The organism is Pseudomonas sp. CP4, from assembly GCF_047758505.1.
GTDB lineage: Bacteria > Pseudomonadota > Gammaproteobacteria > Pseudomonadales > Pseudomonadaceae > Aquipseudomonas > Aquipseudomonas fluorescens_AO.
Window position 1 is genome coordinate 4868711 of the sequence record NZ_CP180489.1, and the last position, 11557, is coordinate 4880267.

Genomic DNA, 11557 nt, shown 5'->3' on the forward strand with positions numbered 1-11557 from the left:
CCCTCGCCACACAGGCTCACTCCTACAAGGTCCGGTGTTTTTTTCTGTGAATATTGAGAGAAAGGAGTGACACCATGCTGGTGATGCGCCCCGCGCAAATGGCTGATCTGGGCGAGGTACAGCGTCTGGCTGCGGATAGCCCGATTGGTGTCACTTCCTTGCCGGATGACGTGGAACGTCTGAGCGACAAGATCGCCGCGAGCGAAGCTTCGTTTGCCGCCGAAGTGAGCTTCAACGGTGAAGAGAGTTACTTCTTTGTCCTTGAAGACTCGAGCACCGGAAAACTGGTCGGCTGCTCGGCCATCGTCGCGTCCGCCGGCTACTCGGAGCCGTTCTACAGCTTCCGCAACGAGACCTTCGTCCACGCCTCCCGCGAGCTGAAGATCCACAACAAGATCCACGTGCTCTCGCAGTGCCACGACCTGACCGGCAACAGCTTGCTGACCAGTTTCTACGTGCAGCGCGAGCTGGTCGGTTCGCCGTGGGCCGAGCTCAATTCCCGTGGCCGTCTGCTGTTCGTCGCCAGCCACCCGGAGCGTTTTGCCGATTCGGTGGTGACCGAGATCGTCGGTTACAGCGACGAGAATGGCGACTCGCCGTTCTGGGATGCGATCGGGCGTAATTTCTTCGACCTCAACTACGCCGAGGCCGAGCGTCTGTGCGGGCTGAAAAGCCGCACCTTCCTCGCCGAGCTGATGCCGCATTACCCGATCTACGTGCCGTTGCTGCCGGACTCCGCCCAAGAGGCGATGGGCCAGGTGCATCCACGGGCGCAGATCACCTTCGACATCCTGATGCGCGAAGGCTTCGAGACCGATCACTACATCGACATCTTCGACGGTGGCCCGACCCTGCATGCGCGGGTTTCCGGGATCCGTTCGATCGCCCAGAGCCGCGTGGTGCCGGTGAAGATCGGCGAGCCGGTCAAAGGCGCCGGGCGCCAGTATCTGGTGGCCAACGCGCAGTTGCAGGATTACCGCGCGGTGTTGCTCGAGCTGGACTACGCGCCGGGCAAACCGGTGACGCTGGATATGGAAGCGGCCGAAGCCCTGGGCGTCGGTGAAGGTGCCAGCGTGCGCCTGGTGGCGGTTTAACGCCTTAGCGAGTTTCACGGGTGGCGCGAGCGGCCCGTTTGAGGAGATAGCATGATTGTTCGTCCCGTACGCAGCAGCGATTTATCCGCGCTGATCGACCTGGCCCGCAGCACCGGCACCGGCCTGACTACCTTGCCGGCCAACGAAGAGCGCCTGACCCACCGGGTCGGCTGGGCCGAGAAGACCTTTCGCGGCGAAGCCGGGCGCGGTGATGCCGACTATCTGTTCGTGCTCGAAGACGATGACGGCCGTGTGGTGGGGATTTCCGCCATCGCCGGTGCGGTCGGCCTGCGTGAGCCCTGGTACAACTTCCGTGTCGGTCTGACGGTCAGCGCTTCGCAAGAGCTGAACATCTACCGAGAGATTCCGACGCTGTTTCTGGCCAACGACCTGACCGGCAATTCCGAGCTGTGCTCGCTGTTCCTGCACGCCGATTACCGCAACGGTCTCAACGGCCGCATGCTGTCCAAGGCGCGCATGCTGTTCATCGCCGAGTTCCCGGAGCTGTTCGGCAACAAGATCATCGCCGAGATGCGCGGCGTGTCCGATGACGCCGGGCGCTCGCCCTTCTGGGAAAGCCTCGGCCGCCATTTCTTCAAGATGGAATTCAGCCAGGCCGATTACCTGACCGGCGTCGGCAACAAGGCGTTCATCGCCGAACTGATGCCGAAATTCCCGCTGTACACCTGCTTCCTTTCGCCGGACGCGCGCAACGTCATCGGCCAGGTGCACCCGGACACCGAGCCGGCACTGGCGATGCTCAAGAGCGAAGGCTTCAGCTATCAGGGTTACGTCGATATCTTCGACGCCGGCCCGGCCATCGAATGCGAAACCAGCAAGATCCGCGCGGTGCGTGACAGCGAAGCGCTGGTGCTGGCCGTCGGCACGCCGGGCGATGACGCCACGCCGTTCATCATCCACAACCGCAAACGCGAGGATTGCCGCATTACGGCTGCACCAGCGCGCCTGGCTGCGGGCACCCTGGTGGTCGATCCGCAGACCGCGAAACGTCTTCAACTCAGCGCCGGCGATCAGGTTCGCGCCGTGGCGTTGTCCGCTGCACGGGAGTCGAAATAATGAATTCGCTATACATCGCAGGTGAGTGGCTGGCCGGTCAGGGCGAAGCCTTTCAATCTTTGAACCCGGTGACCCAGCAAGTGCTGTGGGCGGGCGAGGGCGCCACTGCCGCGCAGGTCGAATCGGCGGTGCAGGCTGCTCGTCAGGCGTTTCCTCAGTGGGCACGTCGCACCCTCGAGGAGCGCATCAGCGTTCTCGAAGCTTTTGCTGCTGCGTTGAAAAACCACGCTGACGAACTGGCTCGCACCATCGGCGAAGAAACCGGCAAACCACTGTGGGAAGCCGCGACTGAAGTGACCAGCATGGTCAACAAGATCGCGATTTCGGTGCAGAGCTACCGTGAGCGGACCGGCGAGAAGAGCGGCCCATTGGGCGACGCCACGGCCGTATTGCGCCACAAGCCGCACGGCGTGGTCGCGGTGTTCGGCCCTTACAACTTCCCCGGTCACCTGCCTAACGGTCATATCGTCCCGGCGCTGCTGGCCGGTAACAGCGTGCTGTTCAAGCCCAGCGAACTGACGCCGAAAGTCGCCGAGCTGACGGTCAAGTGCTGGATCGAAGCCGGTCTGCCGGCGGGCGTTTTGAACCTGCTGCAGGGCGCCCGCGAAACCGGTATTGCTCTGGCGGCGAACCCGGGTATCGACGGTCTGTTCTTCACCGGCTCCAGCCGCACCGGCAATCACCTGCATCAGCAATTCGCCGGGCGCCCGGACAAGATTCTTGCGCTGGAGATGGGCGGCAACAACCCGCTGGTGGTCGATCAGGTCGCCGATCTGGACGCGGCGGTGTACACGATCATTCAGTCGGCATTCATTTCCGCCGGCCAGCGCTGCACCTGCGCCCGCCGTTTGCTGGTGCCGCAAGGCGCGTGGGGCGACAGCCTGCTCAAGCGTCTGGTGGAAGTCAGTTCGACCATTGAAGTCGGTGCGTTCGATCAGCAACCGGCGCCGTTCATGGGCTCGGTGATTTCCCTTGGCGCGGCGAAGGCGCTGATGGATGCGCAGGAGCAACTGCTGGCCAACGGCGCGGTGGCGCTGCTGGAAATGACTCAGCCACAGGCGCAATCGGCCTTGCTGACTCCGGGGATTGCCGATGTGACGGCCGTGGCCGAGCGTCCGGACGAAGAACTGTTCGGGCCGTTGCTGCAAGTGATCCGCTACGCCGATTTCGCTGCGGCGATCACTGAAGCCAACAACACCGCTTACGGGCTGGCCGCCGGTTTGCTCTCCGATTCCGAAGCGCGTTACCAGCAGTTCTGGCTGGAAAGCCGCGCCGGCATCGTCAACTGGAACAAACAGCTGACCGGCGCCGCGAGCAGCGCGCCGTTCGGCGGCGTCGGCGCCTCGGGCAACCACCGCGCCAGTGCCTACTACGCAGCGGATTACTGCGCTTACCCGGTGGCATCGCTGGAAACCCCGAGCCTGGTGTTGCCTGCCTCGCTGACACCCGGCGTGAAAATGGCGTAGCGCCCAATTGCTGGCAAGCCAGCTCCCACAGGGTCAGAGACGTCCACACATTTTGTGTACGACGCGGTCAATGTGGGAGCTGGCTTGCCAGCGATGGCCGCACCGCGGTCTTACCTAATTGTTACTCGATGCCTATAACAACAGATTCTCGTGGAGCCTCGCTGATGAAATCCTATGAAGTCAATTTTGACGGTCTAGTGGGGCCGACCCATAACTACGGTGGTCTGTCCTACGGCAACGTCGCCTCGCAGAGCAACAGTCAGCAATCCTCGAATCCGAAGGAAGCGGCGCTGCAAGGTCTGGCCAAGATGAAAGCGCTGATGGACATGGGCTTTCAGCAAGGCGTGCTCGCTCCGCAAGAACGTCCCGACGTGGCCGCGCTGCGTCGTCTGGGCTTCAGCGGCACTGACGCACAAGTGATCGAGCGCGCCGCCAAAGAGGCGATGCCGCTGCTGGTTGCCAGTTGCTCGGCCTCAAGCATGTGGGTAGCCAATGCCGCGACGGTCAGCCCGAGCGCCGATACCGCTGACGGCCGCGTGCACTTCACCGCCGCCAACCTCAATTGCAAATATCACCGCAGCATCGAGCACCCGACCACCAGCCGCGTGCTCGGTGCGATGTTCGCCAATCAACAGCACTTCGCCCATCACGCCGCTTTGCCGGCAGTGGCGCAGTTCGGTGATGAAGGCGCGGCCAACCACACGCGTTTCTGCCGTGAGTACGGTGAAGCCGGTGTCGAGTTTTTCGTATTCGGCCGCAGCGCCTTCGACAATCGTTTCCCGGCACCGCAGAAATACCCGGCGCGCCAGACCCTCGAAGCCTCGCAAGCCGTCGCGCGTCTGCACGGTCTGCGTGACGAAGGCGTGGTCTACGCCCAGCAAAACCCCAATGTCATCGATCAGGGTGTGTTCCACAACGACGTGATCGCCGTGGGCAATGGGGAGGTGCTGTTCTATCACGAGGACGCGTTCCTCGAGACCGACAAGATGCTCGCCGAACTGCAAGGCAAACTGGCCAAGGTCGGCGGCAACTTCCAGTCGGTGTGTGTGCCGCGTTCGGCGGTCAGCGTCGATGATGCGGTGCGTTCCTACCTGTTCAACAGCCAGTTGCTGTCGCGTGCCGATGGTTCGATGCTGCTGATCGTGCCGCAGGAATGCCAGGCCAACGAACGTGTCTGGGCTTATCTGCAAAGCCTGACCAGCTCGGGTGGCATGATCCGCGAAGTGAAGGTCTTCGATCTCAAGCAGAGCATGCAGAACGGCGGTGGCCCGGCGTGCCTGCGTCTGCGTGTGGCGCTGAATGAAACCGAACTGGCGGCGGTCAACCCAGGGGTTATCATGACGGCCCCGTTGTACGGTTCGTTGACCGCATGGGTTGAAAAGCACTACCGCGACCGCCTGAGCGAAACCGACCTGGCGGACCCGCAGTTGCTGCTTGAATGCCGGACGGCACTGGATGAACTGACGCAAATCCTTAAACTGGGCGCGGTTTATCCCTTCCAGATCAATTGATCGCCGGCGCGCTGCCTGAACGTGGCGCGCGGCGTGTCACCCCAAGAGAGTAAAAACATGAGCGATTCCCTGCAGCTGATCCTTGAAGACACCGACGGCACGCAATTGCAAACCTCGTGCACCCGCGTTGCGGTCATGTGGCAAGGCAAAGAGCTGTGGATTCAGCAGGACGGCCGTGGCCAGCTGCTGATCGGCGTCGACGTCGAGGAAGGTGACGAAGAGTACGCCAACCTGCTGCTGCGCCCATTGGCGACTAATCTGGTAAGTCTGCAACTGGAAATGGAACCGGCTGACCTCGGCGCTGACGAGGATCACGTACACGGCCCGGATTGCAACCACGACCATTAAGGAAACCGCTCTATGCTCGCCCTCGGCAAACTGCTTGAACTGACCCTCGCCGGCCGTGAACCGGCGGAGAAGACTCAACTGACTGTCGAAGGCGTGCGCATGCGCTGGTTGAGCGAAGGGGCGCTGGAAGTACGGCCCCCGGAAGCGCGCGACAATGGCCTGGACCTGCTGCTGTCGGCAGGCATCCACGGTAATGAAACCGCACCGATCGAGTTGCTCGATCGGCTGCTGCACGACATCGCACGCGGCGATCTCAAGCCGCGCGCACGCATTCTGTTCCTGTTCGGCAACCCGGAAGCCATCCGCAAGGGTGAGCGTTTCGTCGAGCAGGACGTCAACCGGCTGTTCAACGGCCGCCACGAACAAAGCAGCGGCTCGGAAGCGTTGCGCGCCTGTGAGCTGGAACGGCTGGCGGCGAGTTTTTTCAGCAAGCCCGATCGCCAGCGTCTGCACTACGACCTGCACACCGCGATTCGTGGGTCGAAGATCGAACAGTTCGCCTTGTACCCGTGGAAGGAAGGGCGCCAGCATTCCCGTCGTGAGTTGGCCCGGCTACGTGCGGCCGGCATGGAAGCGGTGCTGTTGCAGAACAAGCCGTCGATCGTGTTCAGCTCGTACACCTACGACAAGCTCGACGCCGAGGCTTTTACCCTGGAATTGGGCAAGGCGCGACCGTTCGGGCAGAACGACGGTGTCAACGTGTCGCTGCTGGAAACCCGCCTGAAGCAGATCATCGAAGGCACCGAGCCGGAAATCGCCGAGCAAGGGCTGGACGGTTTGCAACTGTTCAGCGTCGCGCGGGAAATCATCAAGCACAGCGATGCGTTCCGCCTGAATCTGCCTCAGGACATCGAGAACTTTTCCGAGCTGGAGCCGGGCTATGTGCTGGCCGAAGACCTGGCCAATACCCGCTGGGTGATCGAAGAGCAGGGCGCACGGATCATCTTCCCCAACCCCAAGGTCAAGAACGGCCTGCGCGCCGGCATCCTGATCGTGCCGGCCACAGACGAAAACCTTGCCTGACTTCACCGCATTCCGTGTGTGATCGTTCCCACGCTCCGCGTGGGAATGCAGCCCGGGACGCTCCGCGTCCCAACAGCGGACGCAGAGCGTCCATTGAGGCATTCCCACGCAGAGCGTGGGAACGATCATGTGAGAATCAGACCGCTACAGCACGCGGCTCGGTTCGACGCAATGCACGAATCTTCAGCAACGTATCCGCGCAAGTCCGCGCTGCTTCCTGGCCCTTGTGCACAAAATGCTCGAAGAAGAACTTCTGATGCTCTTCGCCCGAATGGAAGTGATGCGGGGTCAGCGACACCGAGAACACCGGCACTTCGGTTTCCAGTTGCACCTGCATCAGGCCGCTGACCACCGATTGCGCGACGAACTCGTGGCGATAAATGCCGCCGTCCACCACCAGGGCGGCGGCGACGATGCCGGCGTAACGGCCAGATTTGGCCAGCAGCTTGGCGTGCAGCGGCATCTCAAAAGCGCCGCCGACTTCGAAGAAATCGATGTCCGATTCCTGATAACCCTGCACCAGCATTTCGGCGATGAAGCCTTTACGGCTCTGGTCGACGATTTCCTTGTGCCAGCAGGCCTGGATAAGCGCGACGCGCTCGCCCTGTGGGTGTTTGCTTTTGCTGTCGATAGCGGTGGGTTGCATGTTCTGACTCCTGTTTGTGTGAAAAACAGGGCGTTATGAATCGAAAGGGATGCAAGGGTGCGAACGCAGGCACGAATGCACGCGGACGGCCCTTTGGCGTCGATCCCGTTCTCTCTTCATCCGGACTATGACCGTCGGCCCCGGAATCACACCGGGTCTGCTGACCTTGCCGACGCACCCGACTCAAGTCGTGTGCAACGCCAAGCGCTCGCGGGCTATGCGCGTTGCGCGCAATTACCGCCGGTGGGGAATTGCACCCCGCCCTGAGAACGTTTTCGCCGCCCATAGGCGGCGGCAAGTTTGTAACACATATTTCCCGGCCATGCACATGACACTGTGGGAGCGAGCCCGCTCGCGAAAGCGGCTTCACATTCAACGAATATGCTGACTGTAACTCCGCTTTCGCGAGCAGGCTCGCTCCTACAGGGGCTTTGTCTTCTCGAGCGAAGAATGGGATTTTTCCGCTTTCAAGGGTTGATTAATCTGCGCGATGACCGCAGTAATCCTACTTCACAACGGGATTTCCCCTGCTGACCAGAGGCCAGGTTCATGAGTGTTATCGATCTTCGCAGCGACACCGTCACCCAACCGACTCCCGCCATGCTCGAGGCGATGACTGCAGCGGACACCGGAGACGATGTGTACGGTGAAGATCCGACGGTCAATCGCCTCGAAGCCGAACTGGCCAAACGCCTGGGCTTTGCCGCCGCGTTGTTCGTGCCGACCGGGACCATGAGCAACCTGCTCGGCCTGATGGCGCACTGCGAGCGTGGTGACGAGTACATCGTTGGTCAGCAGGCGCACACCTATAAGTACGAAGGTGGCGGGGCGGCGGTGCTTGGTTCGATCCAGCCGCAGCCGCTGGAAGTGCAGGCCGACGGTTCGCTGGATCTGGATCAGGTCGCCGCCGCGATCAAACCTGACGATTTCCATTTCGCCCGTAGCCGTTTGCTGACGCTGGAAAACACCATGCAGGGCAAAGTGCTGCCGCTTGAGTATCTGGCGCGCGCCCGACGCTTTACTCAGGAGCATGGCCTGCAATTGCACCTGGATGGCGCGCGGCTGTACAACGCGGCGGTCAAGCTCGGCGTCGATGCCCGGGAGATCACCCAGCATTTCGATTCGGTGTCGGTGTGCCTGTCCAAAGGCCTCGGCGCGCCGGTCGGCTCGGTGCTGTGCGGATCCGAACAGTTGATCGACAAGGCGCGGCGTTTGCGCAAAATGGTCGGCGGCGGCATGCGTCAGGCCGGGTTGCTCGCGGCGGCTGGCTTGTACGCACTGGATCATCACGTCGAACGGCTGGCGGATGACCATGACAACGCGCAGTTGCTCGCCGACGGTCTGCGTGAGGCCGGTTTCGTCGTCGAACCCGTGCAAACCAACATGGTTTATGTGCAAATGGGCGACAGAGCCCAAGCACTCAAGGCCTTTGCCGGCGAACGCGGGATCAGGCTCAGCGCCGCTGCGCGCTTGCGCATGGTTACGCACATGGACGTTAGCCGGGCGCAAATCGAGCAAGTGATCGCGACATTCGTCGAGTTTTCACGCAAGTGACAGCGTTAGCCGTCCAATTGACCGTTTCTATCGTATAAACACGCTGTACCCCGCGCGCAGGGCCGATATAATGCGGCCCTTTGCCGTCGCTTCGTCTCACGACGTTTCGAACAGGCCTTTGGCCGCAGCCTCCGTGGAAGAACCTAATGAAAAGCGCAGAAATCCGTGAAGCCTTCCTTCGCTTCTTCGAAGAGCAAGGCCACACCCGTGTAGCCTCCAGCTCTTTGATTCCGGGCAACGACCCAACCCTGCTGTTCACCAACGCGGGGATGAACCAGTTCAAGGACTGCTTCCTGGGCCAGGAAAAACGTGCGTACACCCGTGCCACCAGCAGCCAGAAATGCGTGCGCGCCGGCGGCAAGAACAGTGACCTGGAAAACGTCGGTTATACCGCGCGTCACCACACGTTCTTCGAAATGCTCGGCAACTTCAGCTTCGGCGACTACTTCAAGCACGACGCGATCACCTTCGCCTGGACCTTCCTCACTGGCGTGCTGAAGCTGCCGAAGGAAAAGCTCTGGGTCACCGTCTACGCCACCGACGACGAAGCGTATGACATCTGGACACAGAAAATCGGTGTGCCAGCCGAGCGCATGATCCGCATCGGCGACAACAAGGGCGCACCGTACGCGTCCGACAACTTCTGGACCATGGGCGATACCGGCCCGTGCGGCCCGTGCACCGAGATTTTCTACGATCACGGCGAGCACATCTGGGGCGGCCCGCCGGGCTCGCCGGAAGAAGATGGCGACCGCTACATCGAAATCTGGAACAACGTGTTCATGCAGTTCAACCGCACCGCCGATGGCGTGTTGCATCCGTTGCCAGCGCCGTCGGTGGACACCGGCATGGGCCTGGAGCGGATCAGTGCGGTGATGCAGCACGTCAATTCCAACTACGACATCGACCTGTTCAAGAACCTGCTGAAGGCTTCGGCTGAAGCGATCGGCTGCGAAAACGGCGATCAGTCGTCGCTCAAAGTCGTCTCCGACCACATCCGTTCCTGCGGCTTCCTGATCGCCGATGGCGTGCTGCCGTCCAACGAAGGTCGCGGTTACGTGCTGCGCCGGATCATCCGTCGCGCCTGCCGTCACGGCAACAAGCTCGGCGCCACCGGCAGCTTCTTCTACAAGATCGTCGCGGCGCTGGTCGCCGAGATGGGCGAAGCCTTCCCGGAACTGCAGAAGCAGCAAAGCAATATCGAGCGCGTGCTCAAGGCCGAAGAAGAGCAGTTCTCCAAGACCCTGGAGCACGGCCTGAAAATCCTCGAGCAGGATCTGGCCGAGCTCAAAGGCACCGTGGTGCCGGGCGACGTGGTGTTCAAACTCTACGACACCTACGGTTTCCCGATGGACCTGACCGCCGACATCGCTCGCGAACGCGGCCTGACCGTCGACGAAGTCGGCTTCGAGCGCGAGATGGAAGCCCAGCGTGTGCGTGCACGATCGGCCAGCTCGTTCGGTCTGGACTACAACACTCTGGTCAAGGTTGACGTGGCCACCGAATTCACCGGTTACGCCGCCACCAGCGGCTCGGCGAAAATCGTTGCCATCTATAAGGATGGTCAGTCGGTCGACGTGCTGAGCGAAGGTCAGGAAGGCGTGATCGTGCTCAATCAGACGCCTTTCTACGCCGAATCCGGTGGCCAGATCGGCGACTGCGGTTTCATTCAGGCCGGCAACAGCCGCTTTGATGTGCGTGACACCACCAAGACCGGCGGCGCATTCCTGCACCACGGTGTGCTGGCCTCGGGCAGCCTGACCATTGGCGCGCCGGTGGAAACCCACGTCGACGCCGAAGTGCGTCACGCCACTGCGCTGAACCACTCGGCTACGCACTTGCTGCACGCCGCGCTGCGTCAGGTGCTCGGTGAGCATGTGCAGCAGAAAGGTTCGTTGGTCGACAGTCAGCGCTTGCGTTTCGACTTCAGCCACTTCGAAGCGATCAAGCCAGAACAGATCAAGCAGCTGGAAGACATCGTCAACGCCGAGATTCGCAAGAACTCCGCCGTTGAAACCGAAGAAACCGATATCGAAACCGCAAAGAACAAAGGCGCCATGGCGCTGTTCGGCGAGAAGTACGGCGACAGCGTGCGCGTGCTGAGCATGGGCGACTTCTCGGTCGAACTGTGCGGCGGTATCCACGCCAACCGTACCGGCGACATCGGCCTGCTGAAAATCATTAGCGAAGGCGGTGTGGCATCGGGCGTGCGTCGTATCGAGGCAGTCACCGGTGCTGCGGCGCTGGCCTACTTGAACGCGGCGGAAGAACAACTCAAGGAAGCGGCCAGCCTGGTCAAGGGCAGCCGCGACAACCTGATCGACAAGCTCTCGGCGGTACTGGAGCGCAACCGTCTGCTGGAGAAACAACTCGAGCAGTTGCAGGCCAGGGCAGCCAGCGCTGCGGGCGACGATCTGTCGGCCTCGGCGGTGGACGTCAAGGATGTGAAGGTGCTGGCCGCCCGTCTGGACGGTCAGGATGGCAAGGCGCTGCTGGCGCTGGTCGATCAGCTGAAAAACAAACTCGGCCGCGCAGTGATCCTGCTCGGCGGTGTCCATGAGGAAAAGGTCGTACTGGTTGCAGGCGTAACCAAGGACCTGACTGGCCAACTCAAAGCCGGTGATTTGATGAAACAGGCTGCTGCGGCAGTGGGCGGGAAGGGCGGTGGTCGTCCGGACATGGCGCAGGGCGGCGGTGTCGATGCCGCTGCGTTGGATGGCGCACTGGCGCTGACCGTTCCATTCGTCGAGCAGGCTTTATAAGACGGCTCGCCGGGCCCGCAGTCTAGTGGCGGGCCCGGCGACTGTTCGAAAGATTATTGGGCGCCCTTCATGGGCA

General features: G+C 61.7%; 9 protein-coding genes and 1 riboswitch. Of the genes, 8 read left to right on the forward strand and 1 reads right to left on the reverse strand.

Annotated elements, in window-relative coordinates:
* Window positions 1–74: 74 nt before the first annotated feature.
* From aruF to astE, 6 genes are all read left to right on the forward strand, one after another.
* A complete protein-coding gene (aruF, locus tag ACMYUN_RS21890) occupies window positions 75–1094 on the forward strand; it encodes an arginine/ornithine succinyltransferase subunit alpha (RefSeq protein WP_024014015.1) in 1020 nt (339 codons plus the stop codon).
* A 51-nt stretch (window positions 1095–1145) separates the two neighbouring features.
* Entirely contained in the window at window positions 1146–2171 is a 1026-nt protein-coding gene (gene astA / locus ACMYUN_RS21895) for an arginine N-succinyltransferase (protein WP_024014014.1), read from the forward strand.
* Complete coding sequence (gene astD / locus ACMYUN_RS21900; RefSeq protein WP_415763992.1) at window positions 2168–3637, forward strand: succinylglutamate-semialdehyde dehydrogenase; 1470 nt, start codon at window positions 2168–2170, stop codon at window positions 3635–3637. Before astA ends, astD begins: the two co-directional genes overlap by 4 nt.
* Before the next feature lie 164 nt (window positions 3638–3801).
* Window positions 3802–5148, forward strand: coding sequence for an N-succinylarginine dihydrolase (gene astB / locus ACMYUN_RS21905; RefSeq protein ID WP_310405395.1), 1347 nt, complete (start codon window positions 3802–3804; stop codon window positions 5146–5148).
* Window positions 5149–5205: 57 nt separating this feature from the next.
* The gene (locus ACMYUN_RS21910) at window positions 5206–5496 is read left to right on the forward strand and encodes a hypothetical protein (RefSeq protein WP_016773591.1); all 291 of its coding nucleotides are present in this window, start codon (window positions 5206–5208) and stop codon (window positions 5494–5496) included.
* 12 nt (window positions 5497–5508) lie between these two features.
* Window positions 5509–6519, forward strand: coding sequence for a succinylglutamate desuccinylase (gene astE, locus ACMYUN_RS21915; RefSeq protein WP_415761758.1), 1011 nt, complete (start codon window positions 5509–5511; stop codon window positions 6517–6519).
* Window positions 6520–6655: 136 nt separating this feature from the next.
* Here the strand turns inward: astE and ACMYUN_RS21920 are convergent, their stop codons facing one another.
* Window positions 6656–7165, reverse strand: coding sequence for a 6,7-dimethyl-8-ribityllumazine synthase (locus tag ACMYUN_RS21920; RefSeq protein WP_415761759.1), 510 nt, complete (start codon window positions 7163–7165; stop codon window positions 6656–6658).
* 103 nt (window positions 7166–7268) lie between these two features.
* A riboswitch (FMN riboswitch) is annotated at window positions 7269–7440 on the reverse strand.
* Window positions 7441–7714: 274 nt separating this feature from the next.
* Between ACMYUN_RS21920 and ltaE the strand changes: the two genes are divergently transcribed.
* The gene (gene ltaE, locus ACMYUN_RS21925) at window positions 7715–8719 is read left to right on the forward strand and encodes a low-specificity L-threonine aldolase (protein ID WP_415761760.1); all 1005 of its coding nucleotides are present in this window, start codon (window positions 7715–7717) and stop codon (window positions 8717–8719) included.
* Between the two features lie 146 nt (window positions 8720–8865).
* Entirely contained in the window at window positions 8866–11481 is a 2616-nt protein-coding gene (gene alaS, locus ACMYUN_RS21930; protein ID WP_415761761.1) for an alanine--tRNA ligase, read from the forward strand.
* Window positions 11482–11557: the final 76 nt, after the last annotated feature.